The organism is Candidatus Arthromitus sp. SFB-mouse-Japan (assembly GCF_000270205.1).
In the GTDB taxonomy this organism is placed as follows: domain Bacteria; phylum Bacillota; class Clostridia; order Clostridiales; family Clostridiaceae; genus Dwaynesavagella.
Window position 1 is genome coordinate 23,881 of record NC_015913.1, and the last position, 24,152, is coordinate 48,032.

18 protein-coding genes, 3 tRNA genes, 3 rRNA genes and 1 other RNA gene are annotated in these 24,152 nt (G+C 31.8%); 17 read left to right on the forward strand and 8 right to left on the reverse strand.

Features of this window, described 5'->3' with window-relative positions; genetic code table 11:
- The first annotated feature begins 210 nt into the window (after nucleotides 1-210).
- From SFBM_RS00110 to SFBM_RS00130, 5 genes are read left to right on the forward strand one after another with little or no spacing between them, the layout of a single operon-like run.
- Nucleotides 211-636, forward strand: a complete 426-nt coding sequence (locus SFBM_RS00110; RefSeq protein WP_005804991.1) for a VOC family protein — start codon at nucleotides 211-213, stop codon at nucleotides 634-636.
- Nucleotides 637-654: 18 nt separating this feature from the next.
- Entirely contained in the window at nucleotides 655-2,160 is a 1,506-nt protein-coding gene (locus tag SFBM_RS00115) for a type I restriction-modification system subunit M (protein WP_005804990.1), read from the forward strand.
- 57 nt (nucleotides 2,161-2,217) lie between these two features.
- Nucleotides 2,218-2,454 carry a hypothetical protein gene (locus SFBM_RS00120; protein ID WP_007440965.1) on the forward strand — a complete coding sequence of 79 codons (237 nt, stop codon included), beginning with the start codon at nucleotides 2,218-2,220 and terminating at the stop codon, nucleotides 2,452-2,454.
- Nucleotides 2,455-2,472: 18 nt separating this feature from the next.
- Nucleotides 2,473-3,603, forward strand: a complete 1,131-nt coding sequence (locus SFBM_RS00125) for a restriction endonuclease subunit S (RefSeq protein ID WP_005804988.1) — start codon at nucleotides 2,473-2,475, stop codon at nucleotides 3,601-3,603.
- A gap of 46 nt (nucleotides 3,604-3,649) precedes the next feature.
- A complete protein-coding gene (locus SFBM_RS00130) occupies nucleotides 3,650-6,685 on the forward strand; it encodes a type I restriction endonuclease subunit R (RefSeq protein ID WP_005804987.1) in 3,036 nt (1,011 codons plus the stop codon).
- Between the two features lie 33 nt (nucleotides 6,686-6,718).
- Here the strand turns inward: SFBM_RS00130 and SFBM_RS07875 are convergent, their stop codons facing one another.
- The 7 genes from SFBM_RS07875 to proS form a co-directional block, all read right to left on the reverse strand.
- On the reverse strand, nucleotides 6,719-7,255 hold the full coding sequence (locus tag SFBM_RS07875) for a chromate transporter (RefSeq protein ID WP_005804986.1): 537 nt from the start codon (nucleotides 7,253-7,255) through the stop codon (nucleotides 6,719-6,721).
- Nucleotides 7,256-7,723: a chromate transporter gene (locus SFBM_RS00145; protein ID WP_242821339.1), complete on the reverse strand. Its 468-nt coding sequence runs from the start codon at nucleotides 7,721-7,723 to the stop codon at nucleotides 7,256-7,258.
- 90 nt (nucleotides 7,724-7,813) lie between these two features.
- On the reverse strand, nucleotides 7,814-8,794 hold the full coding sequence (locus tag SFBM_RS00150; RefSeq protein ID WP_005804984.1) for a DHHW family protein: 981 nt from the start codon (nucleotides 8,792-8,794) through the stop codon (nucleotides 7,814-7,816).
- A gap of 154 nt (nucleotides 8,795-8,948) precedes the next feature.
- Nucleotides 8,949-10,319 carry an MBOAT family O-acyltransferase gene (locus tag SFBM_RS00155; RefSeq protein ID WP_007440367.1) on the reverse strand — a complete coding sequence of 457 codons (1,371 nt, stop codon included), beginning with the start codon at nucleotides 10,317-10,319 and terminating at the stop codon, nucleotides 8,949-8,951.
- Nucleotides 10,320-10,338: 19 nt separating this feature from the next.
- Entirely contained in the window at nucleotides 10,339-11,406 is a 1,068-nt protein-coding gene (locus tag SFBM_RS00160; RefSeq protein ID WP_005804982.1) for a hypothetical protein, read from the reverse strand.
- A gap of 52 nt (nucleotides 11,407-11,458) precedes the next feature.
- Nucleotides 11,459-11,944: a DUF4358 domain-containing protein gene (locus SFBM_RS00165; RefSeq protein WP_005804979.1), complete on the reverse strand. Its 486-nt coding sequence runs from the start codon at nucleotides 11,942-11,944 to the stop codon at nucleotides 11,459-11,461.
- Nucleotides 11,945-11,956: 12 nt separating this feature from the next.
- Complete coding sequence (gene proS / locus SFBM_RS00170) at nucleotides 11,957-13,396, reverse strand: proline--tRNA ligase (protein ID WP_005804978.1); 1,440 nt, start codon at nucleotides 13,394-13,396, stop codon at nucleotides 11,957-11,959.
- Between the two features lie 110 nt (nucleotides 13,397-13,506).
- On the opposite strand from proS, the gene SFBM_RS00175 reads away from it, so the two are divergent.
- The 3 genes from SFBM_RS00175 (at nucleotide 13,507) to SFBM_RS00185 (ending at nucleotide 15,627) form a co-directional block, all read left to right on the forward strand.
- A complete protein-coding gene (locus tag SFBM_RS00175; RefSeq protein ID WP_005804977.1) occupies nucleotides 13,507-14,106 on the forward strand; it encodes a hypothetical protein in 600 nt (199 codons plus the stop codon).
- Between the two features lie 68 nt (nucleotides 14,107-14,174).
- Nucleotides 14,175-14,249: transfer RNA gene (locus SFBM_RS00180), tRNA-Arg, on the forward strand.
- Nucleotides 14,250-14,370: 121 nt separating this feature from the next.
- A complete protein-coding gene (locus tag SFBM_RS00185) occupies nucleotides 14,371-15,627 on the forward strand; it encodes an HlyC/CorC family transporter (RefSeq protein WP_005804976.1) in 1,257 nt (418 codons plus the stop codon).
- A 14-nt stretch (nucleotides 15,628-15,641) separates the two neighbouring features.
- On the opposite strand, the gene SFBM_RS00190 is transcribed toward SFBM_RS00185, so the two are convergent.
- Nucleotides 15,642-16,079: a nucleoside deaminase gene (locus SFBM_RS00190; protein ID WP_005804975.1), complete on the reverse strand. Its 438-nt coding sequence runs from the start codon at nucleotides 16,077-16,079 to the stop codon at nucleotides 15,642-15,644.
- Between the two features lie 79 nt (nucleotides 16,080-16,158).
- On the opposite strand from SFBM_RS00190, the gene SFBM_RS00195 reads away from it, so the two are divergent.
- The 9 genes from SFBM_RS00195 (at nucleotide 16,159) to SFBM_RS00230 (ending at nucleotide 24,124) form a co-directional block, all read left to right on the forward strand.
- Nucleotides 16,159-16,248: transfer RNA gene (locus tag SFBM_RS00195), tRNA-Ser, on the forward strand.
- A 4-nt stretch (nucleotides 16,249-16,252) separates the two neighbouring features.
- Nucleotides 16,253-16,517, forward strand: an RNA gene (ffs, locus tag SFBM_RS07840) — signal recognition particle sRNA large type.
- 82 nt (nucleotides 16,518-16,599) lie between these two features.
- Nucleotides 16,600-18,081 (forward strand): DNA polymerase III subunit gamma/tau, encoded by a 1,482-nt coding sequence (gene dnaX / locus SFBM_RS00200; protein WP_005804972.1) that lies wholly within the window; start codon nucleotides 16,600-16,602, stop codon nucleotides 18,079-18,081.
- 37 nt (nucleotides 18,082-18,118) lie between these two features.
- Nucleotides 18,119-18,454: a YbaB/EbfC family nucleoid-associated protein gene (locus tag SFBM_RS00205; RefSeq protein WP_005804971.1), complete on the forward strand. Its 336-nt coding sequence runs from the start codon at nucleotides 18,119-18,121 to the stop codon at nucleotides 18,452-18,454.
- A gap of 62 nt (nucleotides 18,455-18,516) precedes the next feature.
- Nucleotides 18,517-19,113: a recombination mediator RecR gene (gene recR / locus SFBM_RS00210; RefSeq protein WP_007440366.1), complete on the forward strand. Its 597-nt coding sequence runs from the start codon at nucleotides 18,517-18,519 to the stop codon at nucleotides 19,111-19,113.
- Nucleotides 19,114-19,281: 168 nt separating this feature from the next.
- Nucleotides 19,282-20,801 (forward strand): 16S ribosomal RNA (locus SFBM_RS00215).
- A 181-nt stretch (nucleotides 20,802-20,982) separates the two neighbouring features.
- Nucleotides 20,983-23,876: ribosomal RNA gene (locus SFBM_RS00220) — 23S ribosomal RNA — on the forward strand.
- A 55-nt stretch (nucleotides 23,877-23,931) separates the two neighbouring features.
- Nucleotides 23,932-24,048: ribosomal RNA gene (rrf, locus tag SFBM_RS00225) — 5S ribosomal RNA — on the forward strand.
- The 16S, 23S and 5S rRNA genes sit together here with 1 tRNA gene alongside, the layout of an rRNA operon.
- A tRNA-Lys gene (locus SFBM_RS00230) sits at nucleotides 24,049-24,124 on the forward strand.
- The last annotated feature ends 28 nt before the right edge of the window (nucleotides 24,125-24,152 follow it).

The following is a 24,152-nucleotide window of genomic DNA, read 5'->3' on the forward strand; positions in this document are numbered from 1 at the left end:
AATTAAAGTCGATAATTTAGAGCTTAAAAATTTTCTTTTTTTTATACATTGATAAAAGAATCCCTTAAAATTGTTTGAGTTTTAGGGGATTCTTATTTTATTTCTAAATGAGGAGAATAAAGATGGCAAATCTTTAAAAGACATTGAAGATGTAGTATTATAAGTATGTTTCAATAATTATTATAGAAAAAGTTTTTAGGAGGTAAAATTATGGTTAAACCTTTTATTACATTTAAGGGAGATGCAAATGAGGCTATTAACTTTTATGAAAAAGTATTTAATGGAACAGATAAGAAGGTAATGCATTACGGAGATATGCCAAGTAATTCTGAATTTCCAGTAGATGAAAGTAAGAAAAATTGGGTACTTCATGGAACACTTAATATTTGTGGATCAGAGGTTATGTTTTCTGATACAGATGAGAGTTTACATGATAAAAATACTTTTGTACCATCTTGCATGATCTCTATTGCTGTTGATTTTAATAGTGAAGAAGAAATACGTATAGCTTATGAAAAGCTTAAAGAAGAGGGACATGTTATGATGGAACTTTCCCCTCAGTTTTTTGCAGGGCTTTATGCTTGGGTTTCTGATAAATTTGGGGTGACTTGGCAAATGACATATCATACTCATTAATGATATTTGGAGGAAGATATGAGTGTAAAGAAAAATAATACGGCATCGATTAGTTTTGAGCAGCAGATTTGGTCTGCTGCTGATATTTTAAGAGGTAATATGGATGCAGCAGAATACAAGCACGTTGTTCTCGGGCTTATATTCCTTAAGTACATATCTGATAGTTTTGAGAGAAGATATCAGGAATTATTAAGAGATGATGATGATGTTGAAGATAAGGATGCTTATACTGAAGTTAATGTATTCTTTGTTCCTCCTGAGGCAAGGTGGAGCGTAATACAAGCCTCTGCTCACAAAGAGGAAATAGGTATTGTAATAGATAATGCCATGAGAGCAATTGAGAAAGAGAATAGGAGATTAAAGGATATTCTTCCCAAAAATTATTCAAGAGAGGAACTTGATAAACGCCGTCTTGGGAATGTTGTTGACTTATTTACAAATATTCATATGATAGATCATGGACGGGACAAGGATATATTAGGGAGAACATATGAGTATTGCCTTTCTAAATTTGCAGAGCAAGAAGGAAAGAGAGCTGGAGAATTTTATACCCCTTCTTGTATTGTTAGAACGCTCGTTGAAATATTAGAGCCATTTAATGGTAGAGTATATGATCCATGTTGTGGTTCTGGGGGAATGTTTGTGCAGTCTGCAAAGTTTGTTGAGCATCATTCAGGGAATATAAATAATTTATCAATATTTGGTCAGGATTCAAATCCAACGACTCGTAAAATGGCAATTATGAATCTTGCAATTAGGGGTATAGAAGGGGACATTGGACCTCATAGTGCGGATACATTTTATAATGATTTACATAAAACGCTTAAGGCAGATTTTATATTATCAAATCCACCATTTAATCTTTCAAATTGGAATGATGGAAGTTTGAATGATGATGTTAGATGGTCTTATGGTTTGCCACCGTCTGGGAATGCAAACTTTTCTTGGCTTCAGCATATGATTCACCATCTTTCACCAAGAGGTAAGATCGGAATGGTTTTAGCAAACGGTTCTCTCTCATCTAAAAGTGGAGGCGAGGGGGATATTCGAAAAGGCATAATTGAAGATGATCTTGTTGAAGGGATTGTTGCTATGCCGAGTCAATTATTTTATACAACTCAGATTCCTGTGTCATTATGGATTATAAATAGGGATAAAAGTCAAAAGGGTAAAACTTTATTTATAGATGCAAGAGATATGGGAAAGATGGTAAATAGGAAATTAAGAGAGATGACAGAAGAAGATATTAAAAAGATTTCTGATACATTTCGTGCGTTTGAGGAAGGGACGCTTGAAGATGTGAAAGGTTTCTGTGCAGTTGCAACAACTGAGAAGATATCAAAAGAGGATTATATTTTAACTCCTGGAAGATATGTTGGAATAAAAGATAGAGAAGATGATTCTGAAGGATTTGATGATAAGATGAAGAGACTCACTGGGGAACTTCGAGAGATGTTTAATAAATCTCATGAACTTGAAGAAGAGATTCGAAAAAGACTTGGGAGTATAGGATATGAAATATAATATTCCTGAAAGAGTTATAAAGGATATTTTTTCTTGAGATTAATGAAGGAGTATATAATGAAAAAGATAGATAATTTTTCTGCAAGCCTTAACGCACTTAAAACTGCTAATTTTGAAGAGACGAGGGATGATATTATTTATAGAACTGGGATTGTAGGACAATTTAATTTAACAGAGGATATTGATACACTTGTTATTCTTATACGCGATAATTTTATTTATGCTTTTGATGATCTTCTAGAAATTTTAATTTTAAAAGAGAGGGAGGCAGGAAGCGATAATTGGGATGATTAGAAAAGGGGTTAATTCATTATGATAGATGGGTGGAGAATTACATCTATATCTAATATTTGTAAAATTAATCAGAGTACATATTCTATTCTAGATAAATGGGAATTTGTTAATTATCTAGATACAAGCAGTATAGTAGAAAATAATATTGATAGTATTCAACATTTTATAATTGGTAAAGATAAATTACCGAGTAGAGCACGGAGAAAAGTTAATGTTGATGATATTTTATATTCAACAGTACGTCCGAATCAAAGGCATTATGGTATCATGAAAGATGTATTAACTAATATGCTTGTGTCTACTGGATTTGCGGTAATTACTACAGACAAGTTAGTTGCTGATAGTAATTTTATTTATTATTATTTAACTCAAAATGATATAGTAAATTTATTACATAGTATTGCAGAACAAAGTGTATCTACGTATCCATCGATAAAACCATCAGATATAGGTAAGTTAAAAATTATTTTACCACCGTTAGAAGAGCAACAAAAAATTGGACAACTACTTAAGATTTTAGATGACAAAATCGAACTCAACAAGAAAATAAATAAAACTTTGGAGGAAATGGCGAAGGCGATTTTTAAATCTTGGTTTGTGGACTTTGAACCTTGGGGCGGTAAGATGCCAGATGATTGGAAAGAAGTAAAACTTGGTGATATTGCAAACATTACTACTGGTAAACGACCTAAGTTACGTATGTCTACAGTATCTATGGAAGCTTATATACCTATTATTGGGGCGAGTTCTGTGATGGGATTTACTAGTGATACTCTTTATAATGAAAAGATTTTAATAACTGGTCGGGTTGGTACTCATGGAGTTATACAGAGATTTTGTTCTCCTTGTTGGCCGTCTGATAATACATTAGTTATAAAAACTGAATATTATGAATTTGTATATCAACAATTATGTATTGTAAAATTTTATAATATGAATAGAGGTTCTACTCAACCATTAATAACGCAAACAGATATGAGGAATATACCAATTATATTACCAAATTACGAATTTTTAAAAATATTTGAGGTATTAATTGGACAATTAATGGATTTATATGATCATAATATTTTTGAATCAACTAATCTCTCTTCAATTCGTGATACATTACTTCCAAAATTAATGTCTGGAGAGATCAGAGTTAAATAGAGAAATATTTAAGTATATAAAATTTTTGATACAAGGAGGTTAATATATGTCATACACAGAAGCGAATTATGAAAATGCTTTGATTGAGGTTTTCAGAGATACTCTTTCTTATAATTATTTATACGGACCAGATATAAGCCGTGATTATTCAGATGCTATTTATATGGATGAGCTTACACCATCTCTTAAGAGAATAAACAAAGACATCCCACAATCTGCAATTAATGAATGCATAAATAAACTAAGAAACATTGAAGGTGGAACCTTACTTGATAAAAATAGAATATTTATGAATTATCTACAAAATGGAGTGAGCGTCAACTGTTTTAATAACGGAAATCAGGAAAGCTATTTAGTTAAGCTTGCCGATTATAACTGCCTAGAGAAAAATACCTTCACAATAGTTAATCAGTGGACAATTGTTGAAAATAGTGAGAAGAGACCAGACCTTATTTTATTTTTAAATGGTATTCCTATTGTGGTATTTGAGCTTAAGTCTCCAAGTCGTGAAGAGACAAGCGTGTCAGAAGCATATAATCAGCTCAGAAATTATATGTACGAGATACCTTCTCTTTTTAATTACAATGCTTTTTTAGTTATGAGTGATCTTGCAGTATCAAAGGCTGGAACTATAACAAGTAGTGAAGATAGATTCATGGAGTGGAAAACTAAGGATGGAAGCTATGAAAATACCTCTTATGCTCAGTTTGATACTTTTATTGAAGGAATGTTTGATAAAGCTCGCCTACTTGATATCATCAAAAATTTTATATGCTTTTCTGAAAATTCAAAAATATTTTCAGCCTATCATCAATATTTCGCTGTTAGAAAAGCTATTAAATCGACTCTTAATGCTTTAGAAAGCGATGGAAAAGCTGGAGTATTTTGGCACACACAAGGGAGTGGTAAATCCCTATCTATGCTATTTTATGCTCATCTTCTTTGTGAAACCATAAATTCTCCAACTATACTTGTACTTACAGATAGAAATGATTTAGATGATCAACTCTTCTCTCAGTTTTCTAAATGTAAAGATTTTCTTTATCAAGTTCCAAATAAGGCAGAAAGCCGTGAGCATTTGAAAAAACTTCTTGCTGGAAGAGAGGCAAATGGAATCATTTTTTCAACAATTCAAAAGTTTGAGGAAAGTACAGAGCCTCTATCAGAGAGAAAAAATATTATAATCATGGCAGATGAGGCCCATAGGGGACAGTATGGATTAGATGAGAAAGTTGATAAAAATACAGGGCGTATAAGTTTTGGTATAGCTAGAATAATACGAGATAATTTCCCTAACGCAACATATATAGGTTTCACAGGAACTCCGATTTCATTAAAAGATAGATCTACAATTGAGGTGTTTGGAAATTATATTGATATATATGATATGACTCAAGCTGTAGAAGATGGAGCAACTCGCCCAGTTTATTATGAAAGCCGTGTAATTAAATTGAATTTGGATAACTCTATATTGGAGATGATAGATAAAGAGTATGAAATTTTATCTAATAACGCTGAGATTCATGCAATTGAGAAGAGTAAAAAAGAACTTGGAAGATTAGAGAGTATACTTGGAGCAGATCAAACTATAGACTCTTTAACTAGAGATATCGTAATGCACTATGAAGAAAACAGACAGTATGAATTAACAGGTAAAGCAATGATAGTTGCATATTCTCGCCCTATTGCTATGAAAATTTATCATAAAATTTTAGAATTAAAGCCTGAATGGGAAGAAAAAGTATATGTTGTTATGACTTCAGGAAATAACGATCCAGAAGATTGGAGAAAAATAATAGGAAATAAACGTTATAAGGATGAACTAGCCAAAAAATTTAAGGATAATGGATCTTCATTTAAAATAGCAATTGTTGTTGATATGTGGCTTACTGGATTTGATGTTCCATCTCTTGCAACTATGTATATATATAAACCTATGAGTGGTCATAATTTAATGCAGGCTATAGCTAGAGTTAATAGAGTTTATAAAAATAAAGAGGGCGGACTTATAGTTGATTATATTGGAATTGCAGGAGCTTTGAAAAAGGCGATGAGCGATTACACAAAGAGAGATAAGGTAAATTATGGGGAGAGTGATATCTCAAAAATTGCTTATCCAAAGTTTATAGAAAAACTTGAGGTATGTCGTGCTCTTTTGCATGGGTTTGATTATTCCTCATTTATGCTTAAATCATTAACAGATCTTACGCGTGCAAAACTTATAAGTGGAGGCGTTAACTTTCTATCAGATCCATCAAGAAAGGAGGATAAAAAATTCTATATAAAAGAGTCGCTTCTCTTGCGTCAATCTGTTTCACTTTGTCGCTCTATTTTAACTAAGGATCAAAGACTTGAATCTGCATATTTTGAAGCACTTCGTACACTACTTACACGCATAACAGGAGAAAATAAACCTCTTTCTTTAAAAGATATAAATAAGCATATTAATGACTTATTAAAAGAGAGTATAAAAAGTGATGGTATTATAAATTTATTTTCTGATATTGATATTGGGGTTTCTATATTTGATGAAAAATTTTTAGAAGAAGTTTCAAATATGAAAGAGAAGAATTTGGCAGTTGAAATGTTAAAGAAACTTTTAAATGAACAGATTTCAGTATATAAAAGGAATAATATTGTTAAATCACAAAAATTTTCGGAAATGTTAAATAAGGCTATGAGGTTATATATAAATGGAATGATCACAAATGAAGAGATAATAGAAGAGCTATTAAAGATGGCACGAGATATATCACGCTCCTCAGAAGAGGCAGAATCACTTGGACTTAGTGATGAGGAGATGGCATTTTATGATGCACTAACTCGACCAGAGGCTATAAAAGATTTTTACACAAATCAAGAACTTGTAGCACTCACTCGTATGCTTACAGACAGCTTAAGAAGAAGTAGAACTATAGATTGGCAGAAAAAGGATACTGCGAGAGCAAAAATGCGTAGAATGGTTAGAAAACTTTTAAAAGACTATGATTATCCACCAAAAGGTTTAGAGGATGCCGTGGCAACAGTATTATCTCAATGCGAAATTTGGGCAGATTTTGGAGAAGAAAGTTATAGAGTTTAAAAAATGCATCTCAAAATTTATTGAGATGCATTTTTATTTTAAAAAAATTACTCCAAGTATTCCTGATAGCAAAATTATTTTTAGAGGTGATAGTTTAAATTTTAAATTAAATAGGAGCAAGATCAAAAATAATATTAGATTTATTTTATCTATTCCTGATGATGAAAAAAGTGATTTACTTGCAATATTTATAACGGAATAAATTAAGAGTGAAAGTATTACAGGTCTTATATTTTTTAGAGTGCTTTCAAGATAAATGTTATTTTTAAATTTGTTTATGAATTTTGATACAAGGATAATTATTATAAAAGATGGAAGAACTACTCCAAGCGTTGAGAATATAGCACCTATTATTCTAGAATTTCTGAAACCAATGAATGTACTTATATTAATTGCGAAAGGTCCCGGGGTTGATTCTGATATTGCGATGAATTCTAGGAGTTCATTGTTAGTTGCCCAAGAATATTTAAGTATGTATTCTTTAATTAGAGGTATCATTGCATACCCACCACCGAATGTAAAGAGACCAATTTTAAAGAATACAGAAAGAAGCATAAAATTTATTCCCATTTAAATCTTCCCTCTAAATCTAATTATTAAAATGTTTATAATGATAGATATAATTAAAATTGTAATTGAACTTATAGGAGTAAAGAAACATAACAAAAGTACAAGTACCATTATTGGATAATAGTATTTAGTTTTTTTAGATTTTTTGTTCATCTTTAATACTGTAAATGCGAGCATAACTATAACTCCTATTTTTATACCGCTAAGAAAACCAGATATTATTCTAATTTCTTTAAAGTAATCTAAGAAAAATGATATCAAGAGTATTATTATAAAGGATGGAAGAACTATGCCAAGAGTTGATACAGTTGCACCAATAAAACCACAAAGTTTGTAACCAATAAATGTCGCACAATTTATAGATACAGGTCCTGGTGTGCATTCAGAAATTGAAAATATATCAAGCAGCTCATCTTGAGTTATAAATTTGTTTTTCTCAGTTATTTCTTTTTCGATAAATGGTAACATTGAATATCCACCGCCAAAGGTTAGTAGCCCAATCTTAAAAAAAGTAGTAAAAAGAGTATATAAAGTTTTGCGCTTCAAGTTATCCCTCCATTAATTTTGTTTTATAAATATAAAATTCTTATCTTCACAAAAGTTTTTTATATTGTAGTAGATTAGAATCTCTTCTAAATTATTTTCCTTAAGATAGTTAATTATATTTTTTGTGTAAAACCTTAAATCTAATACGTGTATTTCCTCAAAGTGATTTACTAAAAAAGGTATAAAAGAGTTAGCATAAGAGTCTTTTATTATACACAATTTTTTATTGTTATGAATAGATGTAGTTATTTTAATTAAGGGATGATTGTTATCAAGAAATATATTATAGTGATCTCTAGCGTTATTTAAATATGAAAAGTTATAAAGAGAAGTTGACTTTTTAGTAACATAGTCAACTGTTAAATCATTTTTTTGTTTACTTCGGAAAATGTATACTTCGTCTGGAGTAATGCCAATTAGGTTAACTTTAGAGAATAATGATCCAAGAAATGTATTAGACACCCTTTTAATTAAAAAATTATCTTTGTTAAGTGGGGTAATGATATTTTCTTCGCAAAATTTTAAATAGGAGTAATAAGCTCCGAGAGTTGTGTAATGATGATCTGTTTTATAGTAGATATATTCATTTTTATGTAAGTTAAATATCTCAATTGGATTTATAAATTTAATATTATTATTTAATGCATTTTCTATGTATTTTAACAGTTTAACCTGATCTACATTTACTGAATATGGAGGAAGATAATCTTTTAATATTTCTGTAGAAGTTGGTATTATCATTAAACTAATTTTATAGTTTGTAGATAAATCATTTATTAAGTTTAAGTTATTATTAATTATATTTAAATTGATATCTTTGAAAGTTTCTATTAAGTAATTATTTTTTGCGATGTAAATGTTATTTATATCTCTTCGACCTATTAAAAATTCAAATGATGACTTTAAAGTTATGAAGTTATTTCTAAAAGGAAAATGGTCTTCAAGGTAAGAAGAAAATTCATCATTAAATTTTCCAGATGTAAGTGATTCCATAGAGAATTCTGGAAATTTTTGATAAATATCTATTTTCTATAAATGAAAAATCCTTATCTTTAAATAAAATGTGTAAAACAGGAAAAATAAAAATTATTATTAAAAATATAATGCTAAGTAAATAGTTCCTTTTAATTTATACCACTTCCTTTTATTAAAATCTGAAGTATAGAAATGGGTTGAATGATGAATTAACTATAAATGATATACTTATTAAAAACATTATAATTAAAAATATTTTTGCTAGGATAGGGGATATTTTTGATTTAATATTTTTTATTATAGGAGTCGAAAATATGATTGATATAATAAAATAAATGATGAAATTTGTAAAATAATATAAAAATGTCATATCTATAAAATTGTCTATAGAAATCATTTTAAATATAAATCCTTTTAGATAATTAAAATCTTCAAATACAAAAATACACCATCCAAATAACACTATAATTATTAAATAAATTCTAGATAATATTTTGCTATTTTCGAGAAATTTAAGTAAAAATATCTTTTCAATAAGTATAAATATAAAAAAGTAAATTCCCCAGAGTATAAAGTTAAAATTAGCACCATGCCATAGACCTGTGAACATCCAAACAATAAATAAATTAAAATATTTATGTCGTCTATTCCCTCCTAGAGGTATATACAAATAGTCTTTAAACCATGATCCTAAAGAGATATGCCATCTTCTCCAAAATTCAGTTACACTTCTTGACATATAGGGGTAGTTAAAATTTTCGTTAAATTTAAACCCAAACATGTATCCAAGTCCTATTGCCATATCTGAATATCCACTGAAATCAAAATAAATTTGAAAGAAGTATGAAAATATACACATCCATGCTGTGAGAGTTGACATATTAGATAGAGGTAATTCTGTTAGTGTACTAAATAGGTATCCCATATTATTTGCAATGATTACTTTTTTGCAAATCCCTTCCATAAATCTAGTTACCCCATTATCAAACAATTTAATATTCTCTCGAGATTTATTATTTATATCTTTTTCAATACTTTTGTAAGTAACAATTGGTCCTGCGATGAGTTGAGGAAATAATGATATATATGCTCCAAATGATATGAAATTTTTTTGCACGTCTATTTTATTTAAGAAGATATCTACTGTATATGAAAGAGTTTGAAAGGTGTAGAATGATATACCTATTGGTAGAGGAAGAGGAGAATAATTTATATTTAAATTAAATACTACATTTAAAGACTTAATAATAAGTGACGAATATTTAAAGAAACATAGCATAGATAAATTAACTACAATAGATAGTGTAAGGAATGCGATTTTTAAATATTTAAAGTTTTTGTATTTATCTATCAATAATCCTATTGTGTAATCTAAGATGGTTGAGAAGATCATGAGGAAAATATACAAAGGTTCTCCAAAGGCATAGAACAAAAGACTTGCTAAGAAAAGTACAGCAAGCCTAATTGATTTTGGAGATATATAATAAATAAATAATGTAATTGGTAGGAAAAAAAATATAAATATTAAACTAGAGAATACCATTAAACATCCAATCCCTTTATTATTTTTCAAATAATTTTAATATATCATCACTATTTTTTGAGAAACAAAATAGTATATGATCTTCTATACTTAAAAGAAGAACATTATTTTCAATTTTAAATTCATTATTAGTATGTTCATTAATCGAACTTAAAATACTAGATATTCTCAAATTAAGTTTATTCATTAAAGATTGATCTGATAAGTTTTTAGGTTTAAATATAAAAAGTTCAAAATAGTTTGAACTTAATTCTTTAGAATGTATGAGTTTATAATCTTCTATTTCAGTTATGTCAATACCATAATTTAATGAAATGAAAGAATTATTAGCGTATGTGTATGGTTGTAAGGTAATGTTTTCTAATATTTCATCTAGTATAAGTTTCGAAGTACTCTGAGGTTGCCCTTGTATAGGTTCATAGTCATTAGTATTTTTAGCCGAATTATATAAAGCCTTTTCATAAATTGCGTTTATTTCTTCTTCTCTAGTTAGAAATTTATTATTGTTTGTATTATTATTTTCATTTTCTTGGGGTGTATCTTCAAAAGATGGTGGAGGAATATTAGGAATGACTTCATCTTCTTTGTCTGTTTCATCTTGATAATTATTATCTAGATAGTTTAAAAAATCATTTAATAAGTTTGTATATTCAGTCTCTAAGTTTGAGTAGTTATTCTCAAGTGAATTTATATATTTTTCATATTCATTAGTTAAATATGTCTCGTTTTCTGATAAATAATTCATATATTCATTTGATATATCTTCAGCAATTTTTTCAACTTCACTAAGTGTAAAAAGTTCTTCTAAAATTTCTTTATTTTCAGGTGATTTATCTAAAGGTATATTTTCTATAATAGGATATGATGATAGTCCTATTGTGTAATCATATAATCCAAGGGAAGGAGTTTCCTCATTATTTAAGTTTATTACATTTTCATTTGTATCTATGGTTCTTGTTGATATTTGTAAATTATCTTCTGTATTTTCTGTGACTTTATTTTCAGATATAGTGTTTCCATTACAAGATGTTAAACCAAATAGTGTTAATGATGATACAATTATAGCTGATTTTTTATTTATAATCATAATTAAATCTCCTTATAATTTTAAGGAGAATAATAATTCTCCTTAAATTATTTTAAAAAATATTATTTAGATTGTTTTCAAATGTTTTTATATCCTTGTGTAGTGCAAATATAATGTAGTTACCGATAGTATTTAAGTATGGATTCGTTATTAAATCATATTCTGATTGTTTAACAGTTCTAAAATCATTTTCTAATATTTCAATTCTTCTTTGTATGCCTAATATAACCTCATTTGCGTTTGTTTTATCTTTTAAATGGAATATAGATATCTCAACACCAGATGTATTTTCCTGAGAAACGTTTGATATATAGTCTATCAAAATGCTTGGATCTAAAGCGTACAAATCTAAAATTTCATCTTCATTTAAACTTTTAAATTTTGGTAGATCTAATCCTTTAGTGGCCATATCGAAGATTTCATTAGAGGAAATATTAAGGTCATTTGTATACTCATCACTAACATTTAAATAATCAGTATTACAAGATGTTAAACACAAAAATATAAATAGGAGTGAAATAAATTTAAGTAATTTCATAATTTTATGCTCCTAATAAGATTTACCAAACAAAACCATAGTATCAGTAGGTTTATTACAGCAAATACATTTATCATATAATTTTGTTTGATCAAACGGTATACATCTTGATGTTATAGATACTTCATTTTTTATTTTTGTTTCACATTCCTCATTGTCACATAGCATAACTTTAGTAAATCCAGATTTAGATTTATAAATGTTTTTTAAATCTTCTATTGTCTTAGCTACGTATGTTTTTTGTTCTCTAATTTTAAGAGCTTTTTCAAATAATTTTTCATGAACTTTATCTAGATATTCTTTTATAATTTCATTTAAATTTGAGTTTAAAGGTATCATAACTTTTTCACCAGTATCACGTCTATATAAAGTTATTGAGTTTTTTTCAAAATCTCTCGAACCAAGCTCTAGCCTTAGGGGAATTCCCTTCATATCATATTGATTGAATTTCCATCCTGCAGATTTATTTGATTTATCTATTAAACATCTGAAATGTTTTTTGAGATGATCATATATTTCATAGGCTTTATTTATGATTTTGTCATCTTTAATGTTAATAGGAACAATTATAACTTGTATGGGAGCAATTCTTGGAGGAAGACAAAGTCCCTTATTATCACCATGAACCATAATTATAGATCCTATTAATCTTGAGGATACTCCCCATGAAGTTTGATGTACATATTTTTGTTCTCCATTTTTATCTGTAAAGGTAATGTTAAATGCTTTAGCAAATATATCAGAAAAATAGTGAGTTGTGCCACTTTGAAGCGCTTTTCCATCATGCATCATACTTTCGATTGTGTAAGTTTGTTTTGCACCAGCGAATTTTTCAATATTTGTTTTTTTACCCTTAATAACTGGAATTGCCAATATGTTTTTACATAATTCCTCATATATATCGAGCATTTTTAATACTTCTCTCATAGCATCATCTTCATTTTCGTGTGCTGTGTGTCCTTCTTGCCATAAAAATTCCGTTGTCCGTAAAAATGGTCTTGTTGATTTTTCCCATCGAACAACAGAGCACCATTGATTATAAAGTTTTGGTAAATCTTTATAAGATTCAATAATGTTTGAGTAGTGTTCACAAAATAAAGTTTCTGATGTTGGTCTAACACACATTCTTTCATTTAACTTTTCATTTCCGCCATGGGTTACCCAAGCAGCTTCAGGAGCGAATCCTTCGACATGATCACTCTCTTTTTTTAGTAAAGATTCAGGTATGAACATGGGCATATAAATATTCTCATGTCCTGTTTTTTTAAATTTTTTATCTAGATAGCTTTGTATATTTTCCCAAATTTTAAATCCATAAGGTCTGATTATCATACAGCCTTTTATGCTTGAATACTCAGCTAGCTCTGCTTTTTTAATTATGTCTGTATACCACTTAGAAAAATCTACATCCATAGATGTAATTTCCCTAACCATTTTTTTCTCATTACTCATTATGTAGACACCCTATCCTTATTGAAAAAATTTCATTTATATAAATTATAACATTAATACATATTTTATGGAATATTTATAATTGTGTAATAATAAGTGTGTGGAGAATTATGAGCGAAGTTGAAATAATAATAGGATTTAATGGGAGTGGAAAAACATTATTTTTGAATTCATATATAAGAATGAAAAATATAAAAAATAATGAAAAGATACTTGTTTTATGCTTTGATAGGGGTAATACGAGTATTAATTATGTTATAAATGATAATATTAAGATTAAATTTGTGGATTATAATTTTCAAATTGATGATAATAAATTGTTGTATTTGATAGAGATACATAAACCTCATTTTATATTCATTGAAGGAGATTATATATTGATAAAGTATATAGATAATATTCTTAGTAGCAAGTTATTAAAAGATAAGATATTTATTACCTCAAGAATAAATATTATAAATTCAAAGCATATCAATCTTGTATTAAAAAATAGAGTATGTAAGATCTATAGTAATATAGTTATAATCAATAATTTTGATGATATTGAATTATATAACAATGATTTATTTATGATTAAAGATATAAATAGAAATGCATTTGTATTTTGTGTTAATCATTATGGAGAGTTGTATGAAAAATTTAAGAATTATAAACTTATTAGGAATGATTTTTATGAAAATATATTTAAATGTATTAAGTATTTAATATAAAACATATTTTATATTTGACAATGGTTATAAAATTTAATACAATAACATACGAAATATTATATATGTTTGCTCTCATAGTTTAATGGATAGAATAGCTCCCTCCTAAGGAGTAGATACAGGTTCGATTCCTGTTGAGAGTGCCAAAGAGTGCCATTTGATATGGCACTCTTTTATTTAATTATTATATTTATTAACAAATAGAGATTATAATTTTATGTAATATAGAATTAATTCAAAATTAAAATTATTTAGGAGTGGTTATTTTTGGAATCTAGTGGTTGGCTTGTAGTATTTTTAGTATTTCTAATTTTACTTTCAGGTTTTTTTTCAGCAGCTGAAACAGCACTTATGTCTATTAATAAAATTAGGATTAAACAATTTATAGATGATGGAATAAGAGGGGCTAAAGAAATTCAAGAATTAGTAGAGGATCCTAGTAAAATTTTAAGCACAATACTGATTTGTAATAATATAGTTAATATATTGGCATCTTCAATTTCAACTATCATATTTATGAATTTATTTGGTAAGTTTGGTATAGGATTTGCAACGTTTATGTCTACATTAGTTTTAACAATTGTAATATTGATTTTTGGAGAGATTACACCTAAAACTATCGCTGTGTTAAAAGCTGAAAAATTAGCATTAGTATTATATAGACCATTAAAAATAGTGCTTTTATTACTAAAACCAATTGTTTTTATATTTTCGAAGATATCTAAAATAATAATGCTTATTTTTGGAATTAAAGAGGGAGAAGGTCAAGTTAATATAACAGAAGAAGATATTAAAAGTATGGTTAACTTCAGTCAGGAGGAGGGTGTTTTAGAAGTAGAGGATAAGAGACTCATATATAATGTGTTTGAGTTCGGAGATTTAAAAGCGAAAGATATCATGATACCAAGAGTTGACATGGTCACGCTTTCTATAGACTCAAGTTACGAGGAAATTGTATCTATATTTAAGACTGAACGATTTTCAAGAGTTCCTGTGTTTAAGGATAACATAGATAATATTATCGGTTTAATTAATATAAAAGATTTGTTTTTTATAGAAAAGGATAAGGATTTTAAAATAGATAAGTATATAAGAAGCATATATTCAAGTTATGAATATAAGAAAATACGTGATTTATTTAATGAAATGAAGAAGAACAGGAATCATATGAGTGTTATAATAGATGAATATGGTGGCACTATTGGACTTGTAACTATTGAAGATTTGATAGAGGAAATAGTTGGAGATATAGAAGATGAGTATGATGAAATAATAGATAAGGAAATTCAAGTTTTAAATGACAGGGAGTATTTAATAGTTGGCACGCTTAAACTTGATACACTTGAGGATATGTTAGGCATAACAATAGAATCAGAATTTGAAACAATCGGAGGGTATATAATTGAAAAATTAGGAAAATTTCCAGAAGCTGGAGAGGTTGTTGATATTAATAATATATCATTTATTATTGAGAATATAGGAAAAAATCGTATAAAGAGATTGAGGGTTAGGATTAATAGTTAAAGCTATAATTTGCATTATAGCTTTGTTCGTTTTTTAATAAAGAATTTATTTATAAGAAATTCAGATGTAGTATCATTTAACCATGTAATATTCAAATTTGGAAGATGATTATAATAATTTTTAGAAAAAAATCCATTAAAGGGATTAGAAGACCCTATAAATATGTTTTTAATTCTACTTTCAATTATAGCACCTGTACACATAGTACAAGGTTCCAAAGATATAAACATAGAACAATTATCAAGATATAGTGAATTTAAAATTTTACATGAATTTATTATTGATAGAATTTCTGCATGGTTTATTGGAATATTCGTTGAGTATTTAGTATTATAAGATCTGCTAATTATTGTATTATTTTTTACAATTAAACATCCTACTGGTATTTCATCAAGTTTATAAGCTTTGTAGGCTTCTCTTATCATTTCTTTAGTGAAGTATTTTATATCCATAATATACACCTTATTTAATAATTTTTAATATAATTTTATTGCAATATAAAATTTTATACTATATAATTTTATGTTGTATGGAGAGATGCTCGAGTGGTTTAAGAGGCATGCCTGGAACGCATGTATAGGAGAAATTCTATCGAGGGTTCGAATCCCTCTCTTTCCGCCAATTGTTGTGCTAGATGGGGAACTAGCGGTGCCCTGTATCTGCAATCCGCTACAGCAGAGTTGAAGGCTCTCTTCGGTTATGTACGTAAGGGTTTGAGTTAAGTCGGATTCGTTGAGAATTAAACTCTATGCATTAAGAGATCTATAAACTCCGCCAGGATCGGAAGATAGCAACGGTAAGTAGATGTTTTTAAGTGATGTAGAATAATTTAATTTGAGTTGATGACTTATCTATCACTTTGGGTATATTTATCAACGGGAGAAGCACAACATGTTAATAAATAGAGCATATTACTTATTTTAAAGCATCCTATTAATTTAGTAGGATGCTTTAAAATAAAAGGATGATTTTATGGATAATAATTCTTTATACATTAAGTATAGACCTGTTAAGTTTAAAGATATATGCGGTCAGGAAAATGTGTCTAGTATATTGAAGAATCAAGTCAAATCGCATAAATTTTCTCATGCATATTTGTTTTCTGGAATAAGAGGTACTGGTAAGACTACTTGTGCAAGAATTTTTGCGAAAGCTATAAATTGTATAAATAACGTTAATGGTGAGCCGTGTTATGAATGTAGATCTTGTAATTCTACATATGAAATTCTTAATATAGTTGAGCTAGATGCTGCATCTAATAATAGTGTAGATCAGATTAGAACACTAGTTGAAGAATTAAGATATTCAAATTTTGTAGATGGATATAAAGTTTATATTTTAGATGAGGTTCATATGCTCTCAATAAGCGCTTTTAATGCGTTACTTAAGAGTTTAGAAGAGCCCCCATCAAATGTTGTTTTTATTTTATCGACAACTGAAATAAAAAAGATACCTAAAACGATTATATCTAGATGTCAGAAATTTGAGTTTAAGAATATAGATAATAAAAACATAATAGATAGACTAAAATACATAGTTGAAAGTGAAAATATAAGTATTGATTTCGAGTCAATTTCATTAATATCTAAATTAGCTGATGGGTCTATGAGGGATGCTATAAGTATTTTGGAGAGAGTGATGTTGTCAGCTGATAATATTACATTTGAGCATTCTCGTAGGATTTTAGGTATTACATCTAGTGAGATGATATTCGATATTATAGATAATTTAAGATTAAATAAGTTAAATAAGATTCTTTTAATAATATCAAAAATATTTGAAGATAGTCTTAATATTAAAAGTTTTATTAATGATTTCAGAAATGTATTGAGAGATATTATGTTTTTAAAAATAAACAAGGAAAATTTAAACATATTAATTGAAAAAAATAGTTTAAATATAAAGAATATTATGGCTATATCAGAAATTTTGGATTTTGATTACATATATATGGTTTTAAGTGAATTAAATAAAATAAATGACATGGGAAATTTAAGTGATATTGAGTATAGAGTTTATTTAGAGATGCTTATAGTAAGAATCGTATATGATGGTGGAGAATCTTTGTTAAACAAATCAGGTTTTGATTTGCAGAGCGAAGTAAAAAAATCTGATTTTAATGATACTGCAAATAAAAATATTAAATTTGATAAATGGAATGATTTTTTAAAGTATCTCAAGATGAATAAACATATGGTTCTATATTCTCTTTTGACTAATGGAGATTTGAAGGATATGAGTAGTGATAGTATTGTTTTTAAGTGCAATACAGAGGGAATATTAAATAGATTGAAAAAGAGAGATACACTTAGGGAAATTAAAACAAATTTGTTTGATTTTTTTGGAGGTAGTATAGAATTTGAGTTATTTTTCTCAAATGAAGTTGAGGAAGACAATATTCAACATAAGTTAAAAGGTTATTTTGGTGATGAGATAGAAATACAAAACAAGTAGTAATAGTATTAATGATTTAAGAAAGGAATGATTTGTAATGAAAGGATTTTCAGGTGGATTTGGTGGAGGAAATATGAATAATTTATTTAAACAAGCCCAAAAGTTGCAAAAAAATATGGAAGAAACAAAGAAACAATTAGAGGAGATGGAGTTTGAATCTACATCTGGAGGTGGGGTTGTTTTTGTTAGAATGAATGGAAAGAAAGAAATAATCGATTTAAAATTAAAGCCAGAAGTGGTTGATCCAGATGATATTGAAATGCTACAGGATTTAATAATAAGTTGTATAAATGATGTATATAAAAAAGTAGACGATGAAACTAATAGAGAAATGTCCAAATTAACTGGTGGTTTTAATATACCAGGATTTTAATAAAATTAGGTTTAGGTGGGTGTATACTCGCCTTATTTTATTTTTAAATTATGGGGGTAAATATGATAGAGTATCCAGAGTATATACAAAAAGTTGTTAGTGAGTTTTCTAAATTACCTGGAATAGGATATAAGACAGCTATAAGATTAACCATGCATATTTTGAATAGAGAAATAAATGAGATCAATGAATTTTGTGATTCTGTAAAAAAATGTAAAGAAAAATTAAGATATTGTGAAAAATGCAATAATTTTTCTGATGATGATATTTGTTTGATTTGTAAGGATACGAGTAGAGATAAATCTACAATTTGTGTTGTACAAGATGTAAAAGATGTTTATGCATTTGAGAAGATAGGAAGTTATAAAGGGTTATACTATGTGTTGCACGGATTAATATCTCCTATTAAAGGTATCGGTCCGGATGATCTTAAGATAGAATTGTTTGTTAAGAGAGTAAAAGAAGAAAAGATAAATGAAGTTATATTAGCGACAAACCCAACTCTCGAGGGAGAGGCAACTAGTATATATATATCAAAATTGTTTTCAAATGAACAGAAATTAACTAGATTAGCATATGGAGTGCCTTTAGGAAGCGATTTAGAATATGTTGATGAAATTACTTTAAGTAGAGCTTTAGATTTTAGACAAAGAATTTAGGTAAAATGTGTAGAAAGGTATTGACATGGTGGTATGAAGTTTGGTAATATGAGTGAGTTAGCTGTGGGACAGCCAGGAGGAAGGTTAGATAGATTATAGATCATTGACAATTGGATAGGGAAAAGGAATGAAGAGAAGAAGTCAACGTTAATTTTGAGAGACTGGGAGAAGGATAAGAGTTTGATCCTGGCTCAGGACGAACGCTGGCGGCGTGCCTAACACATGCAAGTTGAGCGGAGATATATGGAGCTTGCTTTATATAACTTAGCAGCGAACGGGTGAGTAACACGTAGATAATCTATCCTATACTGGGGGATAGCCCGATGAAAGTTGGATTAATACCGCATATAGCTATATAGTTGCATGATTATGTAGTGAAAGATTTATTGGTATAGGAGGAGTCTGCGGCACATTAGCTAGTAGGTGAGGTAAAGGCTTACCTAGGCGACGATGTGTAGCCGGTCTGAGAGGATGAACGGCCACAATGGAACTGAGACACGGTCCATACTCCTACGGGAGGCAGCAGTGGGGAATATTGCACAATGGGGGAAACCCTGATGCAGCAACGCCGCGTGAGTGAAGAAGGTTTTCGGATTGTAAAGCTCTGTTAGCAGGGAAGAGGAAGGACGGTACCTGCAGAGGAAGCCACGGCTAACTACGTGCCAGCAGCCGCGGTAATACGTAGGTGGCAAGCGTTGTTCGGAATAACTGGGCGTAAAGGATGCGTAGGCGGTTAAACAAGTTATATGTTAAATATATAGGCTTAACCTGTAGAAAGCATATAAAACTGTTTAACTAGAGTGCAGGAGAGGTAAGTGGAATTCCTAGTGTAGCGGTGAAATGCGTAGAGATTAGGAAGAACACCAGTGGCGAAGGCGACTTACTGGACTGTAACTGACGCTGAGGCATGAGAGCATGGGGAGCAAACAGGATTAGATACCCTGGTAGTCCATGCTGTAAACGATGGGTACTAGGTGTGGGTTGTGAATAACAATTCGTGCCGTCGCAAACGCAATAAGTACCCCGCCTGAGGAGTACGATCGCAAGATTAAAACTCAAAGGAATTGACGGGGACCCGCACAAGCAGCGGAGCATGTGGTTTAATTCGAAGCAACGCGAAGAACCTTACCTAAACTTGACATACCTTGAATTACCTTGTAATGAGGGAAGCTCGCAAGAGCAAGGATACAGGTGGTGCATGGTTGTCGTCAGCTCGTGTCGTGAGATGTTGGGTTAAGTCCCGCAACGAGCGCAACCCTTGTTGTTAATTGCTAACAGGTTAAGCTGAGCACTTTAGCGAGACAGCCTAGGTTAACTAGGAGGAAGGTGGGGATGACGTCAAATCATCATGCCCCTTACGTTTAGGGCTACACACGTGCTACAATGGTGAGAACAGAGAGAAGCAAGCTAGTGATAGTGAGCAAAACTTATAAAACTCATCTCAGTTCGGATTGCAGGCTGAAACTCGCCTGTATGAAGATGGAGTTGCTAGTAATCGCGAATCAGAATGTCGCGGTGAATACGTTCCCGGGTCTTGTACACACCGCCCGTCACACCATGAGAGTTGGCAACACCCGAAACCTGTGGGCTAACCATATAGGAGGCAGCAGTCTAAGGTGGGGTCAGTGATTGGGGTGAAGTCGTAACAAGGTAGCCGTAGGAGAACCTGCGGCTGGATCACCTCCTTTCTAAGGAAAGAAAGAAGTGGATAACTTTTTCCTATTCAATTGTGAGTGACCTATAATTGGAAGGTTACTTAAGGATATAGATCTTTGAAAATTGTATATAAATAGTAAAGATGCGAAAGGTAGCAAGTTAAATTATTAGCAATAGTAATTTAAGAGCTGGAAGAATATAGAAAGAAAAATAGGTCAAGCTACTAAGAGCGCACAGAGGATGACTTGGCATCAGGAGCTGATGAAGGACGTGATAAGCTGCGATAAGCTACGGGTAGACGCAAATAGTCATGGATCCGTAGATTTCCGAATGGGGGAACCCACATAGTGAGAGACTATGTATCTAGTAATGAATTAATAGTTATTAGAAGGTAGACGCAGGGAACTGAAACATCTAAGTACCTGTAGGAAGAGAAAGAAATATCGATTCCCTAAGTAGTGGCGAGCGAAAGGGGAAGAGCCCAAACCCAAGGAAACTTGGGGGTTGAGGGGGTCTATAATTGAGAAAGTAGGTTAGATGAATATAGATGGAAATCTAAGCCGAAGAGTGTAATAGCCACGTAATTTAAAACTGAAATTGAGAGAGACTTACCCAGAGTACCACGAGACACGAGGAACCTTGTGGGAAGCAGGGTGGACCACCACCCAAGGCTAAATACTACCTGATGACCGATAGAGGAGTAGTACCGTGAGGGAAAGGTGAAAAGAACCCCGGGAGGGGAGTGAAATAGAACCTGAAACTGTGTGCTTACAACCGCTCAGAGCACGTAATATGTGTGATGAGGTGCTTTTTGTAGAACGAGCCAACGAGTTACGATGTGTAGCGAGATTAAGGTCTTAAGGACTGTAGTCGAAGAGAAATCGAGTGTTAATAGCGCGAATAGTTGCATGTTGTAGACCCGAAACCGGGTGACCTATCCATGATCAGGTTGAAGCGAAGGTAAAACTTCGTGGAGGACCGAACCACGTTGGTGTTGAAAAACCATGGGATGAATTGTGGATAGCGGAGAAATTCCAATCGAACTCGGAGATAGCTGGTTCTCCCCGAAATAGCTTTAGGGCTAGCGTTAATACATAGAATATAGGAGGTAGAGCACTAAATGGGCTAGGGGCCGTAAGGTTACCGAACCTTATTAAACTCCGAATGCCTATATTTGTTTATTAGCAGTCAGTCTAAGAGTGATAAGATTCTTGGACAAAAGGGAAAAAGCCCAGATCACCAGCTAAGGTCCCAAAGTATGAGTTAAGTGGTAAAGGATGTGGAGATTCTAAGACAACTAGGATGTTGGCTTAGAAGCAGCCATTCATTTAAAGAGTGCGTAATAGCTCACTAGTCGAGAGTTTCTGCGCCGAAGATAAACGGGGCTAAAACTCATCACCGAAGCTGTGGAATGGAAACATTGGTAGGGGAGCGTTGTATAAGAGTTGAAGCTAAAGCGGGAGCAATAGTGGATTTTATACAAGAGAGAATGTTGGCATAAGTAGCGAGAATTAGGTGAGAATCCTAATGGTCGAAAGCCTAAGGTTTCCTGGGGAAGGTTCGTCCGCCCAGGGTAAGTCGGGACCTAAGCTGAGGTCGAAAGGCGTAAGTGATGGATAATCGGTAGATATTCCGATACCACTAATTATTGATTGATCGATGGAGGGAAGCAGAAGGATAGGATAGCCAACAGATGGAGGTTGGTCTAAGAGAAGAGATAGCATGTAGAGGCAAATCCATATATGCGATTAAGTTGATTCTTTATGGGGAGACGAATGAGTTGAAGTATCTGATTTCACACTGACGAGAAAAACTTCTAGGTAGATAATTAGTGCCCGTACCACAAACCGACACAGGTAGGCGAGGTGAGAATCCAAAGACCAGCGGAAGAATTGCAGTTAAGGAACTCGGCAAATTGACCCCGTAAGTTAGCGAGAAGGGGTGCCATAGAGATATGGTCGCAGAGAATAGGCCCAAGCAACTGTTTATCAAAAACACAGGTCTCTGCAAAAGCGAAAGCTTAAGTATAGGGGCTGACGCCTGCCCGGTGCTGGAAGGTTAAGGGGAGCTGTTATCGTAAGAGAAGCAGTGAACTTAAGCCCCAGTAAACGGCGGCCGTAACTATAACGGTCCTAAGGTAGCGAAATTCCTTGTCAGGTAAGTTCTGACCCGCACGAATGGCGTAATGACTTGGGCGCTGTCTCAACTGCAAATCCGGCGAAATTGTAGTGCAAGTGAAGATGCTTGCTACCCGCGATTGGACGGAAAGACCCCGTAGAGCTTTACTGTAATTTAGCATTGAGTTTTGGTAATATTTGTACAGGATAGGTGGGAGACTGGGAATCTAGATCGTCAGATTTAGAGGAGTCGATGTTGGGATACCACCCTGATATTGCTGAAATTCTAACTGGGATCCATGAACTGGGTACAGGACACTGTTAGATGGGCAGTTTGACTGGGGCGGTCGCCTCCAAAAGAGTAACGGAGGCGTTCAAAGGTTTCTTCAGAAGGGATGGAAATCCTTCGTAGAGCGTAAAGGCATAAAGAAGCTTGACTGCGACACCTACAAGTGGAGCAGGTACGAAAGTAGGACTTAGTGATCCGGTGGTACCTCGTGGGAGGGCCATCGCTCAACGGATAAAAGCTACCTCGGGGATAACAGGCTGATCTCCCCCAAGAGTTCACATCGACGGGGAGGTTTGGCACCTCGATGTCGGCTCGTCGCATCCTGGGGCTGAAGTAGGTCCCAAGGGTTGGGCTGTTCGCCCATTAAAGCGGCACGCGAGCTGGGTTCAGAACGTCGTGAGACAGTTCGGTCCCTATCCGTCGCGGGCGCAGGAGATTTGAGAGGAGCTGTCCTTAGTACGAGAGGACCGGGATGGACTAACCAATGGTGAACCAGTTGTTCCGCCAGGAGCACGGCTGGGTAGCTAAGTTAGGAAGGGATAAACGCTGAAGGCATCTAAGCGTGAAGCCCACCTTAAGATAAGATCTCCCATAGCGTAAGCTAGTAAGACCCCTTGAAGAACACAAGGTTGATAGGTAAAAGGTGTAAGTATGGTAACATATTTAGCTGATTTATACTAATAGGTCGAGGGCTTGACCAAAATTAGCAATATATTATTTATATACAATTTTGAGAGATTAAAATATTTCTCAATATCTGGTGATTATAACGTGTAGGCAACACCCCTATCCATACCGAACAGGAAGGTTAAGCTACACTGTGCTGATGGTACTATAGGGTTACCCCTATGGAAGAGTAAGTCATTGCCAGTTGGTTCGTTAGCTCAGGTGGTAGAGCACATGACTTTTAATCATGGTGTCCGGGGTTCGAGTCCCCGACGAATCACCAATTTTAAAGAGGTAAGTTTTTACCTCTT